Annotated in this window: 19 protein-coding genes; 7 read left to right on the top strand and 12 right to left on the bottom strand. The window is 73.6% G+C overall.

Features of this window, described 5'->3' with window-relative positions; translation table 11 throughout:
- Positions 1 to 36: 36 nt before the first annotated feature.
- The 7 genes from ACZ7G1_RS19135 to pdhA all read right to left on the bottom strand — a co-directional run bounded on the left by ACZ7G1_RS19135 (position 37) and on the right by pdhA (position 8,039).
- On the bottom strand, positions 37 to 1,023 hold the full coding sequence (locus ACZ7G1_RS19135) for an NAD(P)H-quinone oxidoreductase (protein WP_470874221.1): 987 nt from the start codon (positions 1,021 to 1,023) through the stop codon (positions 37 to 39).
- Between the two features lie 26 nt (positions 1,024 to 1,049).
- On the bottom strand, positions 1,050 to 2,135 hold the full coding sequence (locus ACZ7G1_RS19130) for a potassium channel family protein (protein ID WP_470874219.1): 1,086 nt from the start codon (positions 2,133 to 2,135) through the stop codon (positions 1,050 to 1,052).
- Positions 2,132 to 3,526 carry a molybdopterin molybdotransferase MoeA gene (locus ACZ7G1_RS19125; RefSeq protein ID WP_470874218.1) on the bottom strand — a complete coding sequence of 465 codons (1,395 nt, stop codon included), beginning with the start codon at positions 3,524 to 3,526 and terminating at the stop codon, positions 2,132 to 2,134. The genes ACZ7G1_RS19130 and ACZ7G1_RS19125 overlap by 4 nt, the downstream gene beginning before the upstream one ends.
- A complete protein-coding gene (locus ACZ7G1_RS19120) occupies positions 3,523 to 4,377 on the bottom strand; it encodes an NTP transferase domain-containing protein (protein ID WP_470874216.1) in 855 nt (284 codons plus the stop codon). Before ACZ7G1_RS19120 ends, ACZ7G1_RS19125 begins: the two co-directional genes overlap by 4 nt.
- A 73-nt stretch (positions 4,378 to 4,450) precedes the next feature.
- On the bottom strand, positions 4,451 to 5,833 hold the full coding sequence (locus tag ACZ7G1_RS19115; RefSeq protein ID WP_470874214.1) for a dihydrolipoamide acetyltransferase family protein: 1,383 nt from the start codon (positions 5,831 to 5,833) through the stop codon (positions 4,451 to 4,453).
- Positions 5,833 to 6,879 (bottom strand): alpha-ketoacid dehydrogenase subunit beta, encoded by a 1,047-nt coding sequence (locus ACZ7G1_RS19110; RefSeq protein WP_470874213.1) that lies wholly within the window; start codon positions 6,877 to 6,879, stop codon positions 5,833 to 5,835. Before ACZ7G1_RS19110 ends, ACZ7G1_RS19115 begins: the two co-directional genes overlap by 1 nt.
- A complete protein-coding gene (gene pdhA, locus ACZ7G1_RS19105) occupies positions 6,879 to 8,039 on the bottom strand; it encodes a pyruvate dehydrogenase (acetyl-transferring) E1 component subunit alpha (RefSeq protein WP_470874400.1) in 1,161 nt (386 codons plus the stop codon). The genes ACZ7G1_RS19110 and pdhA overlap by 1 nt, the downstream gene beginning before the upstream one ends.
- 192 nt (positions 8,040 to 8,231) lie before the next feature.
- Here pdhA and ACZ7G1_RS19100 point away from each other — a divergent pair, with 192 nt between their 5' ends.
- Positions 8,232 to 8,756 (top strand): Lrp/AsnC family transcriptional regulator, encoded by a 525-nt coding sequence (locus tag ACZ7G1_RS19100; RefSeq protein ID WP_470874399.1) that lies wholly within the window; start codon positions 8,232 to 8,234, stop codon positions 8,754 to 8,756.
- Between the two features lie 139 nt (positions 8,757 to 8,895).
- On the opposite strand, the gene ACZ7G1_RS19095 is transcribed toward ACZ7G1_RS19100, so the two are convergent.
- Both ACZ7G1_RS19095 and ACZ7G1_RS19090 read right to left on the bottom strand, forming a co-directional pair.
- Positions 8,896 to 9,489: a TetR/AcrR family transcriptional regulator gene (locus tag ACZ7G1_RS19095; RefSeq protein ID WP_470874212.1), complete on the bottom strand. Its 594-nt coding sequence runs from the start codon at positions 9,487 to 9,489 to the stop codon at positions 8,896 to 8,898.
- Positions 9,486 to 10,997, bottom strand: coding sequence for a 3-hydroxyacyl-CoA dehydrogenase (locus tag ACZ7G1_RS19090; protein WP_470874398.1), 1,512 nt, complete (start codon positions 10,995 to 10,997; stop codon positions 9,486 to 9,488). The genes ACZ7G1_RS19095 and ACZ7G1_RS19090 overlap by 4 nt, the downstream gene beginning before the upstream one ends.
- 211 nt (positions 10,998 to 11,208) lie before the next feature.
- On the opposite strand from ACZ7G1_RS19090, the gene paaN reads away from it, so the two are divergent.
- Entirely contained in the window at positions 11,209 to 12,906 is a 1,698-nt protein-coding gene (gene paaN / locus ACZ7G1_RS19085; protein ID WP_470874211.1) for a phenylacetic acid degradation protein PaaN, read from the top strand.
- A 43-nt stretch (positions 12,907 to 12,949) separates the two neighbouring features.
- On the opposite strand, the gene ACZ7G1_RS19080 is transcribed toward paaN, so the two are convergent.
- Genes ACZ7G1_RS19080 through ACZ7G1_RS19070 form a run of 3 tightly spaced genes read right to left on the bottom strand, consistent with a single transcriptional unit; the run spans position 12,950 to position 15,644 of the window.
- Entirely contained in the window at positions 12,950 to 13,636 is a 687-nt protein-coding gene (locus tag ACZ7G1_RS19080) for a TrmH family RNA methyltransferase (RefSeq protein ID WP_470874210.1), read from the bottom strand.
- A complete protein-coding gene (locus ACZ7G1_RS19075) occupies positions 13,633 to 14,880 on the bottom strand; it encodes an HTTM domain-containing protein (protein WP_470874208.1) in 1,248 nt (415 codons plus the stop codon). The genes ACZ7G1_RS19080 and ACZ7G1_RS19075 overlap by 4 nt, the downstream gene beginning before the upstream one ends.
- Entirely contained in the window at positions 14,877 to 15,644 is a 768-nt protein-coding gene (locus ACZ7G1_RS19070; RefSeq protein WP_470874207.1) for a DUF5819 family protein, read from the bottom strand. Before ACZ7G1_RS19070 ends, ACZ7G1_RS19075 begins: the two co-directional genes overlap by 4 nt.
- Positions 15,645 to 15,756: 112 nt before the next feature.
- Between ACZ7G1_RS19070 and paaA the strand changes: the two genes are divergently transcribed.
- Genes paaA through ACZ7G1_RS19045 form a run of 5 tightly spaced genes read left to right on the top strand, consistent with a single transcriptional unit; the run spans position 15,757 to position 19,371 of the window.
- Positions 15,757 to 16,773 carry a 1,2-phenylacetyl-CoA epoxidase subunit PaaA gene (gene paaA / locus ACZ7G1_RS19065; protein ID WP_470874205.1) on the top strand — a complete coding sequence of 339 codons (1,017 nt, stop codon included), beginning with the start codon at positions 15,757 to 15,759 and terminating at the stop codon, positions 16,771 to 16,773.
- The gene (gene paaB / locus ACZ7G1_RS19060; protein WP_399223620.1) at positions 16,770 to 17,057 is read left to right on the top strand and encodes a 1,2-phenylacetyl-CoA epoxidase subunit PaaB; all 288 of its coding nucleotides are present in this window, start codon (positions 16,770 to 16,772) and stop codon (positions 17,055 to 17,057) included. Before paaA ends, paaB begins: the two co-directional genes overlap by 4 nt.
- Positions 17,054 to 17,791 (top strand): 1,2-phenylacetyl-CoA epoxidase subunit PaaC, encoded by a 738-nt coding sequence (gene paaC / locus ACZ7G1_RS19055; RefSeq protein ID WP_470874203.1) that lies wholly within the window; start codon positions 17,054 to 17,056, stop codon positions 17,789 to 17,791. Before paaB ends, paaC begins: the two co-directional genes overlap by 4 nt.
- Entirely contained in the window at positions 17,785 to 18,282 is a 498-nt protein-coding gene (gene paaD, locus ACZ7G1_RS19050; protein WP_470874202.1) for a 1,2-phenylacetyl-CoA epoxidase subunit PaaD, read from the top strand. The genes paaC and paaD overlap by 7 nt, the downstream gene beginning before the upstream one ends.
- Positions 18,283 to 19,371, top strand: coding sequence for a 2Fe-2S iron-sulfur cluster-binding protein (locus ACZ7G1_RS19045; protein WP_470874200.1), 1,089 nt, complete (start codon positions 18,283 to 18,285; stop codon positions 19,369 to 19,371).
- The last annotated feature ends 19 nt before the right edge of the window (positions 19,372 to 19,390 follow it).

Raw genomic sequence — 19,390 nt, 5'->3', positions numbered from 1 at the left:
CCGGCACCACTGGTGCCGGGCCCCTCTGCCGTGTCCCTAGCCTCGGGGAGCGACGAGCAGCACCTTGCCGACGTGGCCGCCGGCTTCCAGGACCCGGTGGGCTTCGGCGGCCTCCGGCATCGGGACCGTACGGTCCACGACCGGGCGGACCGTGCCCGCGCCGATCAGGGGCCAGACGTGCTCCCGGACGGCGGCGACGATCGCCGCCTTCTCCTGCGCGGGCCGGGAGCGCAGCGTCGTCGCCATGACGGCCGCGCGCTTCGCGAGCAGCGCCCCGAGGTTCAGCTCGCCCTTCACGCCGCCCTGCAGGCCGATGATCACCAGCCGGCCGTTGACGGCCAGCGCCTGCACGTTCCGCTCCAGGTACTTGGCGCCCATGATGTCGAGGATGACGTCCGCGCCCGCCCCGTCGGTCGCCTTGGCCAGCTCCTCGACGAAGTCCTGCTCGCGGTAGTCGATGAGGACGTCCGCGCCGAGCTCGGCGCAGCGCGCCAGCTTCTCCGGGCCGCCCGCCGTGACCGCGACCCGCGCGCCGACCGCCTTCGCCAGCTGGATCGCCATCGTGCCGATCCCACTCGCCCCGCCGTGCACCAGCAGCGTCTCGCCCGGCCGCAGGTGGGCGATCATGAAGATGTTGGACCAGACCGTGCACGCGACCTCGGGGAGCGCGGCGGCCGTGGTCAGGTCGACGCCCTCCGGCACCGGGAGGAGCTGCCCGGCGGGGACCACGACCTTCTCCGCGTAGCCGCCGCCGGTGAGCAGGGCGCAGACCTCGTCGCCGACGGACCAGCCCGAGACCCCGGGGCCGACGGCCGCGATCCGGCCCGAGCACTCGAGACCGGGGTACGGGGAGCTGCCCGGCGGCGGGTCGTAGAAGCCCATGCGCTGGAGGAGATCGGCACGGTTGACCGCGCTCGCCACCACCTCGACGAGGACCTCGCCCTCGCCGGGTACGGGATCGGGAGCCTCGGCCCAGACGAGGGCCTCGGGACCACCGGGTTCCGGAATCGTGATCGCATACATGGCGGCGAGGCTACTCCCGTACCGGGTCAGTCCTCCGGCGGCGTGGAGAGCGGCGTCACCGGGGCGGCGCGCACGATGGTGATGACCCGGTCGGTGAGCTGGAGCGGGCTGGCCGCAGGGTCGTCGTAACCGAGCAGCCGGTGGCCGCGGAGCACGCTGACCACCAGGTCCTCGGTCTCCCGCACGCTCTTGCCGGCCTCGCTCTTGGTCACCGGGCGTTCGACGAGGTCGAGGCCGGAGCCCTGCTGGATCAGGTCCTCCATCACGGTGCCGGCGCTGGGGCTCAGCACCGAGAGGCCGAGCAGGCGCCCGGCGGCGCTGGCGCTGGTGATGACCGCGTCGGCGCCGGACTGGCGGAGCAGCGGCGCGTTCTCCTCCTCGCGGACCGCGGCGACGATCTTCGCGCCCCGGTTGAGCTGCCGTGCCGTCAGGGTGACCAGGACGGCCGTGTCGTCGCGCTGGGTGGCGATGACGATCTGCCGGGCCCGCTGCACCTCGGCGCGGAGCAGCACGTCCGTGCGGGTCGCGTCGCCGACGACCCCGACGAAGCCGTCCGCGTTCGCCGCCTCGATCACCTTGTTCGAGGGGTCGACGATGACGATCTGTTCCTTGTGGAGCCCGGTGGCGCAGAGGGTCTGGATCGCGGACCGCCCCTTCGTCCCGAAGCCGACGATGACGGTGTGGTCGCGCAAGGTGGACCTCCAGCGGTTCAGCCGGAACTCCTCCCGGGTCCGTTCGGTGAGGACCTCGAGAGTGGTGCCGACCAGGATGATCAGGAAGAGCACGCGCAGGGGCGTGACGAGCAGGATGTTGGCGAGCCGCGCCGTGTCGCTGTACGGGACGACGTCGCCGTATCCGGTGGTGGAGAGCGTCACGGTCGCGTAGTAGACGCAGTCGAGGAAGTCGAGCGTGTCGTCGGCGTTGTCGTGGTAGCCCTCGCGGTCGACGTAGACGATGACGACCGTCAGCATCAGCACGGCGAGCGCCATGAGGATCCGCTTGCCGACCTGGCGGAGCGGCTTCTCCACGACCCGCCGGGGCAAGCTGATCCGGGAGCCCGAGACTCTCTCGTCGGCATGCCGGGCCATCACGTCACGGCTGGGAAGTTTCACGTGAAACACGCTCCTTGCGCCGGGACGGACCCCGCCGCCGGCCACGGAAGGTCGAGGACGGTCAGCTCCTGGCCGGACTGCGCGCCACCGGGCGGCACGACGGCCAGTCCGTCCGCGGCGGCGACACCGCGGAGCATGGCCGGGCCGTTGTACCGCAGCGGCACGGCCCGCCCGCCACGACGCACCACCGGCACCAGCCGCGTGTCGTGCGGATGCCCGTGCACCTCGCCCTCCACGGGGGAGGTGCGCCCGGAGGGAGCGGTCTCGGCGGGGGCGTTCGCCGTCAGGGCTGCGAGCAGGGGTTCGGCGAGGGTGAGGAGGCCGGAGACCGCGGCGAGCGGGTTGCCGGGGAGCCCGACGAGATGACGTCCGCCGCCCAGGGCCGCCAGGATCATCGGGTGGCCGGGACGGACCTTCACCCCGTCGACCAGCAGGGTCGCGCCCGCCTTGGCGAGCACCCGGTGGACGTGGTCGACCGGCCCGGCGGCCGTACCGCCGGTGGTGACGACCAGGTCGGCGGGGGAGCCGGTGACGGCCGCGTACAGCTCCTCGGCGTCGTCGCCGATCCGGCGGGTGCCGAGCACCTCCGCGCCGAGCGCCCGCAGCCAGGGCCCGAGCATCGGGCCGAGGGCGTCCCTGATGAGCCCCTCGTGGGGGAGCCCCGCCGCGAGCAGCTCGTCGCCGAGCACCAGGATCTCCACCCTGGCCCGGGGCACGACGCGCAGCTCGTCGTAACCGGCCGCCGCGGCGAGCCCGAGCACGGCGGGCGTCACGGCGACACCCGAGGGGAGCAGCTCGTCCCCGGTACGGCACTCCTGCCCCCGGGGCCGGATGTCCTGCCCCGGTACGACCTCCCGGAGCGCGTGCAGCAGCAGCCCGGCGCCGGACGCGGCGGAGGCGTGCTCGGTGCGGGCGTGTTCCGTGCGGGCGGGCTCGGTGCGGGCGTGCTCGGTGCGCAGGACGGCGGTGGTGCCGGGCGGGACGGGGGCGCCGGTGGCGATCCGTACGGCCTCGCCCTCGACCGGTACGGCGGCGGGCGCGTGTCCGGCCAGGACGGCGCCCTCTTCCCGTACGGCCCAGGGGCCGGGGCCCACGACGGCCCAGCCGTCCATGGCGGAGGTGTCGAAGGAGGGCAGGTCGGTGAGGGCCGCGAGCGGCTCGGCGAGGACCCGGCCGAGCGCCTCCCCGAGCGGGACGGCCACCGGCTCGCGGCCGGCCCGCGCGGCGGTCCCGGCACGGACGGCGGCGGCGCGCGCCTCGGGCCAGGCGGTGGCCCGGTGCGGCTGCGCCGACCGCACCCGGCCACCGGTCGCGGCGGCCCCGGCGGCGGGCTGCTCGGGCCGCTCCGGCTGCACGCGCTCGCCCGCGGCGAGGGGCTCCGTCGGACTCATCCGGCCTCGTCCTGCTCGGCGGCCCACCGCTGGGCCAGCGCCGCGGCCTTGCGGGCGGCCTCGGCGACCGCTTCGGGGCCGCCCTCGGGGCCGGCGAGCGCCGCCGCGTAGCCGACCAGGAACGTGGTCAGGGGCGCGGCGGGCCGCGCCACGCCGTGGGCGGCGTCCCGGGCGAGGTCGAGGAGGACGCCGGTGTCGACGTCCAGTTCGATGCCCAGTTCGTTCTTGACTGCGGTGATCCATTCGTCCAGCACGGTCCCATGCTCCCTGATGCGGGCCCGGGCGGTGGCGATGTCCTCCCAGGTGTCGCAGTCGAAGGAGGCCAGGGACCCGGCGGCGACGCGGGTGGGCCGGAGCGCCTTGGTGAGCCCGCGCAGCGGCAGGTGCGCGAGGCCGCCGTGGTCCTGGGCGAGCCGGTCGAGTTCACGGCGCAGCGGGCCCTGCCGGTAGGCGGCGACCAGCGGCTGGTCCCGTCCGTCCGCGTCGACGAGGAGGGCGGCCTCGGCTCCGGGGTCCGCGGTGAGCGCGTCGAGGAGGCTGCGGACGGTGGCGGCGTCGAGGAAGGGGAGGTCGGCGGAGAGGACGAGGAGGACGTCCGCCTCGGTCTGCCGCGCGCCGGCGTCGAGGGCGGCCAGGGGGCCGCCGCCGGGCGGCTCCTCCCTGGTCCAGCGGACGGGGCGGACGGTCGGGCGGGGGTCGCCGACGACCACGGTCCGGGCCGCGTCGGGGCAGGCCGCGAGCACCCGGTCGAGGAGGGTCCTGCCCCCGACCCGTACCCCGGGCTTGTCGGAGCCGCCGAGGCGCCGGGCGGCACCCCCGGCGAGCACGACGGCGTCGTATGCGGTGGTCACCCGAGCAGTATGGGCCGGGAGGGCCCGCGGGCGTCCGGCCCGTCCCAAGGAGGGAGACGGGCCGGACGGTCCGTCAGACCGTGCGGAGCAGCACGGCGGGCTGCTCGACGCAGTCCGCGACGTACCGCAGGAAGCCGCCCGCCGTGCCGCCGTCGCAGACGCGGTGGTCGAAGGTGAGCGAGAGCTGCACCACCTGACGGACGGCCAGTTCGCCCTGGTGCACCCAGGGCTTGGGGATGATCCGCCCGACGCCGAGCATGGCGGCCTCGGGGTGGTTGATGATCGGCGTGGAGCCGTCGACCCCGAACACCCCGTAGTTGTTCAGGGTGAACGTGCCGCCGGTGAGGTCGGCCGGGGTGAGCGTGGACTGCCGTGCGGCCTCCGTCAGCCGGGCGAACTCGGCCGTCAGCGACTCCGCCGTGCGCCGCCCCGCGTCCCTGACCACCGGGACGACCAGGCCGCGCGGGGTCTGGGCGGCGAAGCCGAGGTGCACCGACGGCAGCCTGACGATCTCCCGGGCGGCGGTGTCCACCGTGGAGTTGAGCTCGGGGAACCGGTCCAGGGCGTGGACGCAGATCCGGGCGAGGAGCGCGAGCAGCGAGATCTTCGGCCCGCCCGCCGCGTTCATCGCCGCCCGCGCCGCCATGAGTTCGGTCGCGTCGGCGTCGACCCAGCAGGTCGCGTCCGGGATCTCCGTACGGCTGCGGGACAGCTTGTCCGCCACCGCGCCCCGGATCCCGCGCAGCGGAATCCGCTCGCCGGCCGCCGCGACCGGGGCCGGAGCCGGGGCCACGGCGGGCGCCGGGGCGGCCGCCGGAGCGTCGAGCGCCGCGAGGGCCAGCTCCACGTCGGCCCGCAGGATCAGCCCCTCGGGGCCCGATCCGCGCACCTCCCGCAGATCGAGTCCGCGGTCCCTGGCCAGCTTCCGCACGAGCGGCGAGATGACCGGCACCGGGCCCGCCGGGACGACCGGAGCGACAGGGGCGACCGGAGCGACAGGGGCGGGCGGGGCCACCGGCGCGGCGGCGGGCGTCCGCGCGGCGGCCGGGTTCGAGTGGCGCACCCGGCGGCGGCGGGCGGCGGGTTCGGCCGTGCCGTACCCGACGAGCACATTGCCCGAGTACTCCGAGGAGACGGCGTCCCCGGCGGAGCCGGCCGCCTTCGGGGCGGCTTCCGGAGCCGCCTCGGCGAGCTCCTCCGGCGCGCCCGTGCCGCCCACGGCGACCGTCAGGAGCGGTGCGCCGACGGGCAGTTCGGTGCCCTCCTCGCCGTACCGGGCGGTGACGACACCGCCGTACGGGCAGGGCACCTCGACCATCGCCTTGGCCGTCTCGACCTCGACGACGGGCTGGTCGATGGCGACGACGTCCCCGACGGCCACCAGCCAGCGCACGATCTCGGCCTCGGTGAGTCCCTCACCGAGGTCCGGCAGCTTGAATTCGAGCACCTGGGCCATCAGCTCCCCGCCTCCCACTGCAGCCGCGCCACCGCGTCCAGGACCCGGTCCACGCCCGGCAGATGGTGCCGCTCCAGCATCGGCGGCGGGTACGGGATGTCGAAGCCCGCGACCCGCAGCACCGGCGCCTCCAGGTGGTGGAAGCAGCGCTCGGTCACCCGGGCGGCGATCTCCGCGCCGGGCCCGCCGAAGGCGGACGACTCGTGGACCACGACCGCGCGGCCGGTCCGTCGCACCGAGGCGCAGACCGTCTCGTCGTCGAACGGCACGAGCGAGCGGAGGTCGACGACCTCCAGGTCCCAGCCCTCCGCCTGCGCGGCCTCCGCCGCCTCCAGACAGACCGGCACCGAGGGACCGTAGGTGAGCAGGGTGGCGCCGGTGCCCCGGCGGCGCACGACGGCCTTGCCGATGGGCTCGACCTGCGCGGGCGCCTCGGGGGACCAGTCGGACTTGGACCAGTAGAGCCGCTTGGGCTCCAGGAAGACCACCGGGTCGTCGGAGGCGATGGCCGCGCGCAGCAGCCCGTAGGCGTCCTCGACGGTCGCCGGGGTGACGACGTGCAGACCGGGGGTGGCCGTGTAGTAGGCCTCGGAGGAGTCGCTGTGGTGCTCGACGCCGCCGATCCCGCCGCCGTACGGGACGCGGATGACGATCGGCATCGGCAGCGCGCCGCGCGTCCGGTTCCGCATCTTCGCCACGTGGGAGATCAGCTGCTCGAACGCCGGGTAGGCGAAGGCGTCGAACTGCATCTCGACGACCGGCCGCAGGCCGTACATCGCCATGCCGACGGCCGCGCCGAGGATGCCCGCCTCGGCCAGCGGCGTGTCGGTACAGCGGTCCTCGCCGAACTCCTTGGCGAGCCCGTCGGTGACCCGGAAGACGCCGCCGAGGGTGCCGACGTCCTCGCCCATCACATGGACGGTCGGGTCCTCGGCCATCGCGTCGCGCATGGCGCGCTGCAGCGCCTGCGCCATCGTGGCGGGCTTCGCCTTCCCGGCGTTCCCGGCGGCCTTGGCCGCCGCGGAGCCGGTCGTCGCGGTCGTCATCACGCCTCACCCTCGGCTTCGAGCTCGGCGCGCAGCTGCGCCGCCTGTTCGCGCAGCTGCGTCGTCTGCTCGGCGTACACGTGGGAGAAGAGCTCCATCGGGTCGAGCACCGGGTCGGCGTTCATCCGTTCGCGCAGCTCCGCGGCCATCGTCTCGGCGGCTTCCGCCGCCGCGCGCCTGCCGTCCTCGTCGAGCAGGCCACGCTCCGTCAGTTCCCGTTCGAGCAGCAGGATCGGGTCGTGCGCCTTCCAGGTCTCGACCTCGCCGGCCGCCCGGTAGCGGGTGGCGTCGTCGGCGTTGGTGTGGGCGTCGATCCGGTAGGTGACGGCCTCGACCAGGGTGGGGCCGCCGCCGCGCCGGGCGCGCGCCACGGCCTCGGTGAGCACCTGGTGGACGGCGACGGCGTCGTTTCCGTCGACGAGCCGGCCCGGCATCCCGTATCCCACGGCCTTGTGGGCGAGGGAGGGGGCGGCGGTCTGCTTGGCGAGCGGCACGGAGATCGCGAAGCCGTTGTTCTGGACGAAGAAGACCACGGGGGCCTGCCAGACGGCGGCGAAGTTCAGCGCCTCGTGGAAGTCGCCCTCGCTGGTGCCGCCGTCGCCGACCATGGCGAGGGCGACGACGTCGTCGCCCTTCAGCCGGGCGGCGTGGGCCAGGCCCACGGCGTGCGGGAGCTGGGTGGCGAGGGGGGTGCAGAGCGGCGCGATGCGGTGCTCGCGCGGGTCGTACCCGGTGTGCCAGTCGCCGCGCAGCAGGGTCAGCGCCTGTACGGGGTCGAGGCCGCGGGCGACGGCCGCCAGGGTGTCGCGGTACGAGGGGAAGAGCCAGTCCCGCTCCTCCAGGGCGAGGGCGGCGGCGATCTCGCACGCCTCCTGGCCGGTGGTGGACGGGTACACGGCGAGCCGGCCCTGCTTGGTGAGCGCGGTGGCCTGCGTGTTGTACCGGCGGCCGCGGATCAGCTCCGCGTACAGCCGCAGCAGCAGCGCGGGGTCGGCGTCGGCCACCGCGTCCGTGCCGAGCACGCGCAGCGGCTCGGTGTCGGGCAGCAGCGGGGCGGGGTCGGTGCGGGGCTGCCAGGCCGGCGGCGGGGTGGGCCGGTAGGCGTCGACGGCAGCGGGCGGCTCTTGGACTGTCGAACTGCGCTGTTGCAACGAGTCCACCTCCTCGTGGGAGCGGGCATAAGACCCGAAGGCGGGTGGCGCGAGTGTGGCGCGCCTCACCTACCGATTGTTCGGTCGTGGAGGCATTTTGGCTACAGGCACCTCCAGCCTGTGGACAAACGGTTCTCCACAGCCTGGGATAGGAGCAGGTCGTCCACCGGAGAGAGGCGGGGGCACATGGCGGATGAACAAATGGCCGAGGACTGGGAGAGGGTCGTCGCACCGGCGCCGGCACCACTGATCCCAGGCGTCCCGGCGCGCCCTCTGGACGCCATCGACCGCGACATCCTGCGGATACTCCAGACGGACGGCCGCGCCTCGATCCGCTCCGTCGCCGAGCGGGTGCACGTCTCCCGCGCCAACGCGTACGCGCGGATCAACCGGCTCATCGACGACGGCGTCATCCGCGGCTTCAGCGCCCGCGTCAACCACGAGCGGGCGGGCCACGGCGCCTCCGCCTACATCACCCTCAAGATCGTCCAGAACTCCTGGCGGACCGTGCGCGAACAGCTCCAGGCGCTGCCGGGAGCCGCGCACATCGCCCTGGTCAGCGGCGATTTCGACGTCCTCCTGCTGGTGCACACCCCCGACAACCGGACCCTGCGCGAGCTGGTCCTCACCAAGCTCCAGTCCATCCCCGAGGTCCTCTCCACCCGCACCCTGCTGGTCTTCGAGGAGACGGACCTCGACCCGGACCACCGGGAACCGGGCCGCTGAGACCCGGACAGCCCGTACGAGGGGCAGCGGGCCCGTACGAAGGCCCGTACGAGGGGCAGCGAGGCCGTACGAGGGGTCAGTGGGCCCGTACGAAGCGGCACGGGGCGTTCAGCGGGCCGGCACGAGCCCGCACGGCCGCTCAGCGGGCCGTGCGGAGCCCGTCGAAGGCCAGGTGGACCACGGTCTCGGCGAGCTGCTCGCGCTCGGCGGGGGCGTCCGGGTGCGGCCGGTACCACTCCACCAGCGAGTTGATCATGCCGAAGAGGAGCCTGGTCGCGAGCCGGATGTCCACATCGGCCCGCAGGTCGCCCTCGGCCGCGGCCGCCTTGAGCAGATCGGCCACCCGGTGGTCGAACTCACGCCGCCGCTCCATCGCCCACCGCTCGGTCGCGGTGTTGCCCCGCACCCGCAGCAGCAGCGTGACGTACGGCAGCTCCGCCATCAGCACCTCGACGGTCCGGCGCGTGACGTGCTCGACCCGCTCCACGGCACGGCCGCGCGTGGCGCCCGGCTCGTCGAGGATCGCGAAGAGCCCGTCGAGCGCCCGGCTGACCGCGCGCCGCAGCAGCTCCTCCTTGCCGGACACGTGGTGGTAGATCGACGACTTGGAGATCCCCGCCGCCTTGGACAGGTGCTCCATGGACGTGCCGTCGTAGCCGCGCTCGTTGAAGACCCGCACCGCGACCGAGAGCAGCGTCTCGGGGGTGTACGTGTCGCGCTTCGCCGTGGTCATCGGGAGTCCTCCGCGTCCTCGGCGGCCGCCCGGCGCACGAGGCCGAGCCCCGGCGCGTACCGGCCGGTCGGGTACCGCTTGTGCAGCTCCTGGAGCAGTCCGCAGGTGCGCCGGTGGCCGATCCTCTCGGTCCACTCCAGCGGTCCGGCCGGGTAGTTCACCCCGAGCCTCATCGCCGTGTCCACGTCCTCGGCGGTCGCGACGCCCCGGTCGACCGCGTCGACCGCGACGTCGGCCAGCATCGCGACCGTACGGGCCACGATCATGCCCGGTACGTCGCCGATCACGGAGACCTTCTTGCCGAGTGCCTGGAAGAGGCCCACCGCCTCGGCGAGGACGGCGGGGTCGATGTCCTCGCGGGCCGACAGCACGATCCGGCTCGCGGCCGCGTAGTCGTACGCGAGGTCGAAGTAGATGATCGCCTCCTCGTCGTACTCGAAGGAGGTCTCGCCGTCCGCGAGGCTGAGCTCGCCGCCGCCCGGCAGTTCGATGTGCGCGCCGCCCTTCCTGGACAGCACGGTGATTCCGGCCGCCTCGAAGAGCCCCACCAGCGCGTCCGCCGGCCCGAGGTCACCGCAGACGGTGATCGACTCGGGCGCCTTCGCGGGCGCCGCCGTGTGCGGCTCGGGCCGCTCGGCGCCCTCCGCGTACGAGAACCAGCCGTGCCCCGACTTGCGGCCGAGGCGTCCCGACTCGACGAGCCGGCGCTGGGCGAGCGAGGGCGTGAACTTCGGGTCCTGGTAGAAGGACTCCCAGACGGACCGGGTGACGGCCTCGTTCACGTCCTGGCCGATGAGGTCGGTCAGCTCGAAGGGCCCCATCCGGAAGCCGCCGCACTCGCGCAGGGCCGCGTCGATGGTGGCCGGGTCGGCCGCGCCCTCCTCGAAGACCCGCAGCGCCTCGGCGTAGAAGGGGCGGGCGACCCGGTTCACGATGAAGCCGGGGGTGTCCGCGCAGCGCACCGGCGTCTTGCCCCAGCCCCTCATCGTCTCGTACGCGCGCGTGGCGACGTCCGCGTCGGTGGCGAAGCCGCTGACGACCTCGACGAGCGGGAGCAGCGGCGCCGGGTTGAAGAAGTGCAGTCCGACGAACCGGCCGGGCAGCCGGAGGCCTCCGGCGATGGCGGTGACGGAGAGCGAGGAGGTGTTGGTGGCGAGGACGGTGTCGTCGGCGACGACCTTCTCCAGGTCGGCGAAGAGGCCCTGCTTGACGTCGAGCCGCTCGACGATCGCCTCCACGACCAGCGCCGCGTCCGCGAGCTCGTCGAGCCGGGCCGCCGCGTGCAGCCGTCCGACGGCCGCCTCGCGCGCGGTGGCGTCCAGCTTCCCCTTCTCGACGAGCCGGTCGAGGCGGGCGGTGAGCGCGGCCACGGCCTCCGCGGCCCGGCCGGGGGCGCTGTCGTAGAGGCGCACGGGGTGGCCCGCGACCAGCGCGACCTGGGCGATGCCCTGACCCATGGTGCCGGTGCCGACGACGGCGACGGTACGGTCCCGCGGCACGGCGGTCACGGCCTCCGCGGCCCCTGCGGTGTCCACTGCGGCGGTCTCACTGGCGGTCACGTCGTCGCTCCCCCTGACGGTCACGTTGGCGCTCATAGGAGTGATCCTCCCCGATGGGTTTTCCACAGGATCGACGGACCCCCTTGTCCCGACCGATCGTTCGGTTACTCTAACTCCGTACGCGTCTCCCTGCCCAGCTCGACGAGGAGTTGGTCCATCCATGGCCATCGCTCAGCTGACCACCGACCGTCTGGCCGACAAGCACCGGTCCACGCTCGACCAGGCGCTCGCCACCATCCGCAGCCGCGCCTACTGGTCGCCGTACCCCGAGCACCCCAAGGCGTACGGCGCGGACGGCTCGCTCGACGCCGCGGCCGGCCTCGCTGCCCACCAGGCCCTGCTGAACACCCGCTTCGAGCTCGACCAGCCCGGCACGGACGGCTGGACCGGCGGCGAGACCTCGCCGTACGGCCCGTCCCTCGGCATCGAGTACCCGCACGCCGACGTCGACGTCCTGCTCCCCGCCATGCGCGCGGGCATGGGCGCCTGGCGGGACGCCGGTCCCGAGACCCGCGCCCTGGTCTGTCTGGAGATCCTCGCCCGGATCTCCGCCCGCACCCACGAGTTCGCCCACGCCGTCATGCACACCAGCGGCCAGGCGTTCATGATGGCGTTCCAGGCCGGCGGCCCGCACGCCCAGGACCGCGGCCTCGAAGCCGTGGCGTACGCGTACGCGGAGCAGACCCGCACCCCCGCGGGCCGGGCCGACTGGTCCAAGCCCCAGGGCAAGCGCGACCCCCTGGAGCTCAGCAAGGAGTTCACCCCGGTCGCCCGCGGCATCGCCCTGATGATCGGCTGCAACACCTTCCCCACGTGGAACGGCTACCCGGGCCTGTTCGCCTCGCTCGCCACCGGCAACCCGGTCCTGGTCAAGCCGCACCCGCGCGCCGTCCTGCCGCTCGCGCTGACCGTCCGGATCGCCCGCGAGGTGCTCGCCGAGGCCGGCTTCGACCCGAACCTGGTCGCGCTCGCCGTCGAGCGCCCGGGCGAGGGCATCGCCAAGACCCTGGCGGTCCGCCCCGAGATCCGGATCATCGACTACACCGGCTCGACCGAGTTCGGCGACTGGCTCGAGGCGAACGCACGCCAGGCCCAGGTCTACACCGAGAAGGCCGGCGTCAACACGGTGGTGGTCGACTCCACCGACGACTACAAGGGGATGCTGGCCAACCTGGCGTTCTCGCTGTCGCTGTACAGCGGCCAGATGTGCACCACCCCGCAGAACCTGCTGATCCCCCGCGACGGCATCACCACCGACCAGGGCCCCAAGACCTACGACGAGGTCGTCGCCGACCTCGCCGCCTCGGTCGGCGGCCTGCTCGGCGACGACGCCCGGGCGAACGGTCTGCTGGGCGCCCTGGTCAACCCCGACGTGAAGGCGCGCCTGGAGGCCGCCGCCGGTCTCGGCGAGGTGGCGCTCGCCTCCCGCGAGGTGACCAACCCGGAGTACCCGGACGCCGTGGTCCGCACCCCGGTCATCGTGAAGCTGGACGGCTCCAAGCCGGACGCCGAGGCCGCGTACTTCTCGGAGTGCTTCGGCCCGGTCTCCTTCGCCGTCTCGGTGGACTCCACCGACGGCGCCCTGGAGCTGCTCCGCCGCACGGTCCGCGAGAAGGGCGCGATGACCGTCGGCGCCTACACGACCTCGGCGGACACCGAGCGCGCGGTCGAGGAGGTCTGCCTGGAGGAATCGGCGCAGCTGTCGCTGAACCTCACGGGCGGGGTGTACGTGAACCAGACGGCCGCGTTCTCCGACTTCCACGGCTCGGGCGGCAACCCGGCGGCGAACGCGGCGCTGTGCGACGGCGCCTTCGTCTCCAACCGCTTCCGGGTGGTGGAGGTCCGCCGCCAGGCCTGACCTCCGGGCGGTGCGGGGGCCCCACCGGGCCTCCGTGCCGCCGTCAGGGCGTGTCGATCTCCGCGTAGCGCTGCACCCAGGCGTGCATGGCGATGGCGGCGGCGGCGCCCGCGTTGATCGACCGGGTCGAACCGAACTGGGCGATCGAGCAGACCATCTCCACGTGCGCGCGTGCCTCCTCGGTGAGGCCGGGCCCCTCCTGCCCGAAGAGCAGCACACAGCGGCGCGGCAGCACGGTCCGCTCCAGCGGCACCGCGCCCGGCAGGTTGTCGATCCCGATGACCGGGATGCCCTCGGCCGCCGCCCAGGAGGTCAGCGAGGCGGTGTCCGGGTGGTGCCGGACGTGCTGGTAGCGGTCGGTGACCATGGCACCGCGCCGGTTCCAGCGCCGCCGGCCCACGATGTGGACCTCCTTCGCCAGGAAGGCGTTGGCGGTCCGCACCACGGATCCGATGTTGAAGTCGTGGCCCCAGTTCTCCACCGCCACGTGGAAGTCGTGGCGGCGGGTGTCCAGGTCGGCGACGACCGCCTCCCGCGTCCAGTACCGGTAGCGGTCCACCACGTTGCGCCGGTCGCCCTCGGCGAGCAGCTCGGGGTCGTACCGCTCGTCCTCGGGCCAGGGGCGCGGGTGGGGCCCGACGCCGATCTCGGGGCCGAACCCCTCGTCGTACTGGACCGGCTCGGCGCTCTCGGCCCGCTCGGCTCCGGGCTGCTGTTCGGTGGTGCTCACCCGACGAGGGTACGGGGGCCGTGCTCCTCACCCGTAAGGCGCTGTTCGGGCAGCGGCTGCGACGGAGCCGTCGCGGGCGTCCGCTTCAGCAGCCGGTCCCGGCCCCGCGCCGCCCGGGCGCCGAGCGCCACCAGGAAGGCCGTGGGCAGGAAGACGGCGTCGGCGGAGATCATCGCGAGCGAGAAGACCGGCAGGCCGAGGAGGACCGCGATGCCGGCGTGCTCCATCATCATCGCGACCAGGAGCACGTTCTTGACCTTGCGGTTGAAGAGCGTGAACGGGAAGGCGACCTGGACCATGACCGTGCCGTAGGTCAGCAGCATCACCATGATCCCGCTGGCGCCGAGGAGCTCGGAGACGGCGGGCCAGGGCGAGAAGTAGTCGAGGTGCAGCGGGTAGAACAGCGCGGTGCCGTCCTGCCAGCGCGAGCCCTGGATCTTGTACCAGCCGGCCGTGGCGTAGATCAGACAGACCTCGGCCATGATCACGACGAGCACGCCGTTGTGCGCGAGGTGGGCGAGGGCGTCGAGCAGGGTGCGCGGCTCCCCGGGGGCGTACCGGCACACGACCCACCAGAGCGCGTTCCCGAGCCACAGCACCCACAGCAGCACGAACAGCCACCATTCGCCGGTGACGTCGCTGAACCAGGTGGCGGCGAGGAGGAAGCCGCCGAGGACGGTCCAGAGCAGCGGGCCGACGAGGTCGCGGCGCTCGGGCTCGCCGGCCAGGGCCGCGGCTTCCGCGCGGGCCGCCCGCCGGGCGTCGAGGGACCAGACCTGGGCGCAACGGGTCAGGACGAGGTAGATCGCCATGATGTGGACGACGTTGTCGCCGCCGTCGCCCACGAAGACGGAGCGATTCTGCAGCGAGAGCACCCCGGCCATGAACACCACGGAGACGGCCCGGGTGCGCCAGCCCACCAGGAGCAGCGCGGCGGAGAGCACCGCGAGCCCGTAGACCAGCTCGAACCAGATCCGGCTGTCGGACCACATGAGCGCGGTGAAGGCGTGGTTGTCGAGGAGCAGCCGGCGGGCCATCGACCACGACCACGGGCCGTCGGGGCCGTACAGCTGGTTCCGGTGCGGCAGCTCGCGCAGCAGGTAGAGCAGCCAGGACAGCGAGAAGCCGATCCGCACGATCGCGCTCTGGTACGGGCCGAGGGAGCGGCTCGTGACGGTCTGGACGGCGCGGGCGAGCCGCCGGTCGAAGGGTTCCCGCGGGCGCGGGGTCGTCGGCTGCTTCATCGGCCCGCCTCCGTGCGGCTTCGGTCGGTTCCGGCGGGCCGGTCGGCGTCGGTGATCCGCCACCACGGGAGGTCCCGGCGGCTCGGGGTGGTGTTGTTCTTCTCGCTGCTCCACCCGGGGGCGGCCACGGGGCGGACGACGGTGCGCAGCTGGATGCGCTTCAGTTCGGAGCCCTGGAGCGAGGGCATGGCGTCGAGGCGGAGCACCGCCATCCGCCGGATGTACTGCTCCGAGAGGCCGCCGCGCGGTCCGGTGGCCCGGTTGTCGTCGTTGTGCGTGTTCCGGTAGAAGTCCACGGCCCGGCGGAGCTGGTTCTGCTGCGAGTGGCTGGGGAGCGGGTTGTAGCGGATGTTCGCGACGTCCTGGGCGGACAGGTCGATCCAGCCGGTGGTGCGGAGCGCCCCGCCGTCGCCGGCGATCTCGGCGCGCACCTCCACGGAGACGTTCTGCTGGAGCGGGTTGGGCGCGAAGAGCTTCCAGTTCTGTTCGAACTCGGGGTAGATCCAGTCGTCGACCGCCTCGCCGTGCTGCTTGGTCAGCGTGTTGGACGGGGCCACGTGCAGGAACACCATCGCCAGATGGACGCAGGCGAACACCCCGGCGACGGCGAGCGCGACGGCGACGACGATCTGGTAGGGCATCGACAGAGCCATGATCCCGGAGCCCGAGCGGCTCGCGGAGCCGGCCTCCGGGACTTCCGTTTCCCCTGATCCGGGCCGCTCCCCGGGCTCCTCGCCCGGGTCCTTCTCTACGTGCGCGTCCATACCGTCCCGACCCCCAACGGCCCACCTCGGTCATTCACAGGGTTGACACCATACGGGCCGCCGACTCACCATTGAAGTCATTCAACCGAACGATCGGTCGGTAGGGGGTCCGATGACCGCAGTGACGGCAGGGACAGCAGAGACCACGGGCGCGCCCGGCGGCTCGGACGCGGCCGTGGCGGCGGAGCAGGCCGCCTACGAGGCCGTGTTCGACGCCGCTGTCGCCGCCGACGAGCGGATCGAGCCGCGCGACTGGATGCCCGAGGCGTACCGCGCCTCGCTCGTCCGGCAGATCGCGCAGCACGCCCACTCCGAGATCATCGGCATGCAGCCGGAGGCCAACTGGATCACCCGCGCGCCCTCGCTGCGGCGCAAGGCGATCCTCATGGCCAAGGTGCAGGACGAGGCCGGCCACGGCCTCTATCTGTACAGCGCGGCCGAGACCCTCGGCACCAGCCGCGACGAGCTGCTCGACAAGCTCCACTCAGGCCGCCAGAAGTACTCCTCGATCTTCAACTACCCCACGCTGACCTGGGCCGACGTCGGCGCCATCGGCTGGCTGGTGGACGGCGCCGCGATCACCAACCAGGTGCCGCTGTGCCGCTGCTCCTACGGGCCGTACGCCCGCGCGATGGTCCGCGTCTGCAAGGAGGAGTCCTTCCACCAGCGCCAGGGGTACGAGGCCCTCCTCGCCCTGTCGAACGGCACCGAGGCCCAGCACGCCATGGCGCAGGACGCGGTGAACCGCTGGTGGTGGCCCTCGCTGATGATGTTCGGCCCCCCGGACGCCGAGTCGACCCACACCGCCCAGGCGATGGCCTGGAAGATCAAGCGCCACTCCAACGACGAGCTGCGCCAGCGGTTCGTCGACATCGCCGTGCCCCAGGCGGAGGCCCTCGGACTCACCCTCCCGGACCCCGACCTCCGGTGGAACGAGGAGCGCGGGCACTACGACTTCGGGCCGATCGACTGGACCGAGTTCTGGGACGTCCTCAAGGGGAACGGCCCCTGCAACGAACAGCGGCTGAGCAAGCGGCGCCAGGCCCACGAGGACGGCGCCTGGGTCAGGGAAGCAGCCGCGGCGTACGCGGCGAAGCGCACCGGCACGCACGGAGAGGCACAGGCATGACGAGCGACGGTTGGCCGCTGTGGGAGGTGTTCGTGCGCTCCCGCCGCGGACTGTCCCACACCCACGCGGGCAGTCTCCACGCGCCCGACGCGGAGATGGCCCTGCGCAACGCCCGCGACCTGTACACCCGCAGGAGCGAGGGCGTCTCGATCTGGGTCGTGCCCTCCGCGGCGATCACCGCCTCCTCGCCGGACGAGAAGGACCCCTTCTTCGAGCCGGCCGCGGACAAGCCCTACCGCCACCCGACCTTCTACGAGATCCCGGAGGGGGTGAAGCACCTGTGAGCACCCCGACCACGCACGAGGCCGCCGCGTTCACCGGCGCCGCCCTCGCCCTCGGCGACGACGCCCTGATCCTCGCCCAGCGGCTGGGGGAGTGGGCCGGCGCCGCCCCCGTCCTGGAGGAGGACGTCGCCCTGGCCAACATCGCCCTCGACCTCCTCGGCCAGGCCCGCGTCCTCCTCTCGCTCGCCGGCGACGAGGACGAACTGGCCTACCTCCGCGAGGAGCGCTCCTTCCGGAACGCCCAGCTGGTCGAGCAGCCCAACGGCGACTTCGCCCACACCATCGCCCGCCAGCTGTACTTCTCCACCTACCAGCGGCTCCTCTACGGACAACTGGCCGCCGGCGACGGCCCCTTCGCCGGCCTCGCCGCGAAGGCCGTCAAGGAAGTCGCCTACCACCAGGACCACGCCGAGCACTGGACCCTGCGCCTGGGCGACGGCACCGCCGAGAGCCACGAGCGGATGCAGCGCGCCTGCGACGCCCTGTGGCGGTACACCGGCGAGCTGTTCCAGCCCGTCGACGGCCTCGACCTGGACCACGAGGCCCTGGAGAGCGCCTGGCTCGCCTCGGTCACCGACGTCCTCGGCCGGGCCACGCTCACCCTGCCGTCCGGGCCGCGCACCGGCGCCTGGGCCGCCGGCGCGGGCCGCCAGGGCCTGCACACCGAATCCTTCGGGCGGATGCTCGCCGAGATGCAGCACCTGCACCGCAGCCACCCGGGTGCGACATGGTGACGACGACCGCCCTGGAAGAGGAGCTGAGCCGGATCGCCGGCGCGGTCCTCGACCCCGAGATGCCCGTCCTCACCCTGGAGGAGCTCGGCGTCATGCGGGGCGTCCAGGTCACCGGCCCCGGCCGGGTCGAGGTCGCCCTCACCCCGACGTACACGGGCTGCCCCGCGATCGAGACCATGACGGCCGACATCGAGCGCGCGCTCCACGAGCACGGCGTGCCCGAGGTCTCCGTCGTCACCGTCCTCGCCCCCGCGTGGTCCACCGACGACATCAGCGAGGAAGGCCGGCGCAAGCTCGCCGAGTTCGGCATCGCCCCTCCCCGCCCCCAGGGCCCCGCGGGCGGCCCGGTGCCGCTGACCCTGGCGATCCGCTGCCCCCACTGCGGCTCCACCGAGACCGAGCTGCTCAGCCGCTTCTCGTCCACGGCGTGCAAGGCCCTGCGCCGCTGCACCGCCTGCCGTGAACCGTTCGACCACTTCAAGGAGTTGTAGATGGCGTCCTCAGCCTCCGGGCGGGCCGGATTCCACTCGCTCCGGGTGAGCGAGGTCGAGCGGCTCACCGACGACTCGGTGGCCGTGACCTTCGCGGTCCCGCCGGAGCTCCACGACACGTACCGCCACCTCCCCGGTCAGCACCTCGCGCTGCGCCGCACCGGCGAACAGGGCGAGGAGATCCGGCGCACGTACTCGATCTGCGCCCCGGCGGCCCCGGCCGGCGAACCCCCCGTGCTGCGCGTCGGCATCCGGCTGGTCGACGGCGGCTCCTTCTCGACGTACGCGCTCAAGGAACTGGCCGTCGGCGATGTCGTCGAGGTCATGGAGCCGCGGGGCCGCTTCCAGCTCGCCCCGCGTCCGGGCCACTTCGCGGCCGTCGTCGGCGGCAGCGGCATCACCCCGGTCCTCTCGATGGCCGCCACCCTGCTCGCGCGGGAGCCGGAGGCCCGCTTCTGCCTGATCCGGAGCGACCGCACGGCCGCCTCCACGATGTTCCTCGACGAGGTGGCCGACCTCAAGGACCGCTACCCCGACCGCTTCCAGCTGGTCACCGTCCTCTCCCGGGAGGAGCAGCAGGCGGGTCTGCCGTCCGGCCGCCTCGACCGCGAGCGGCTGTCCGGGCTGCTGCCCGCGCTGCTGTCGGTCGGCGAGGTCGACGGCTGGTTCCTCTGCGGTCCCTTCGGGCTGGTCCAGGGCGCCGAGGAGGCCCTGCGCGGCCTCGGGGTCGACCGCGGCCGGATCCACCAGGAGATCTTCCACGTCGACGACGGCTCCGCGCCCGCCCCCGCCCCCGCGGCCGACGCCCCGGCGCACGCGCGGCTCACCGCGACCCTGCACGGCCGCTCCGGCAGCTGGCCGGTCGAGCGCGGCGAGACGCTGCTCGAAACGGTGCTCCGCGCCCGCGCGGACGCCCCGTACGCCTGCAAGGGCGGGGTGTGCGGCACCTGCCGGGCCTTCGTCGTCGGCGGGGAGGTGCGGATGGACCGCAACTTCGCGCTGGAGCCGGAGGAGACCGAGGCCGGATACGTGCTCGCCTGCCAGTCCCACCCGGCCACGGCGGACGTAGAGCTGGACTTCGACCGCTGACGCGTGACGGCCCCGGACC

This window comes from Streptomyces sp. NPDC037273 (assembly GCF_055603625.1).
Note: the sequence above shows the minus strand (reverse complement) of the source record. Positions and strands in the feature narration are given on the sequence as shown.

What these genes read in the sequence shown, in the direction of transcription:
- ACZ7G1_RS19045 (WP_470874200.1), top strand. Translation starts at nt 18,283, where the DNA reads ATGGCGTCCTCAGCCTCCGGGCGGGCCGGATTCCACTCGCTCCGGGTG.
- ACZ7G1_RS19125 (WP_470874218.1), bottom strand. Translation starts at nt 3,526, where the DNA reads ATGAGTCCGACGGAGCCCCTCGCCGCGGGCGAGCGCGTGCAGCCGGAG.
- paaB (WP_399223620.1), top strand. Translation starts at nt 16,770, where the DNA reads ATGACGAGCGACGGTTGGCCGCTGTGGGAGGTGTTCGTGCGCTCCCGC.
- ACZ7G1_RS19135 (WP_470874221.1), bottom strand. Translation starts at nt 1,023, where the DNA reads ATGTATGCGATCACGATTCCGGAACCCGGTGGTCCCGAGGCCCTCGTC.
- paaN (WP_470874211.1), top strand. Translation starts at nt 11,209, where the DNA reads ATGGCCATCGCTCAGCTGACCACCGACCGTCTGGCCGACAAGCACCGG.
- paaA (WP_470874205.1), top strand. Translation starts at nt 15,757, where the DNA reads ATGACCGCAGTGACGGCAGGGACAGCAGAGACCACGGGCGCGCCCGGC.
- ACZ7G1_RS19075 (WP_470874208.1), bottom strand. Translation starts at nt 14,880, where the DNA reads ATGAAGCAGCCGACGACCCCGCGCCCGCGGGAACCCTTCGACCGGCGG.
- ACZ7G1_RS19070 (WP_470874207.1), bottom strand. Translation starts at nt 15,644, where the DNA reads ATGGACGCGCACGTAGAGAAGGACCCGGGCGAGGAGCCCGGGGAGCGG.
- ACZ7G1_RS19115 (WP_470874214.1), bottom strand. Translation starts at nt 5,833, where the DNA reads ATGGCCCAGGTGCTCGAATTCAAGCTGCCGGACCTCGGTGAGGGACTC.
- paaD (WP_470874202.1), top strand. Translation starts at nt 17,785, where the DNA reads ATGGTGACGACGACCGCCCTGGAAGAGGAGCTGAGCCGGATCGCCGGC.
- ACZ7G1_RS19095 (WP_470874212.1), bottom strand. Translation starts at nt 9,489, where the DNA reads ATGACCACGGCGAAGCGCGACACGTACACCCCCGAGACGCTGCTCTCG.
- ACZ7G1_RS19110 (WP_470874213.1), bottom strand. Translation starts at nt 6,879, where the DNA reads ATGACGACCGCGACGACCGGCTCCGCGGCGGCCAAGGCCGCCGGGAAC.
- ACZ7G1_RS19100 (WP_470874399.1), top strand. Translation starts at nt 8,232, where the DNA reads ATGGCCGAGGACTGGGAGAGGGTCGTCGCACCGGCGCCGGCACCACTG.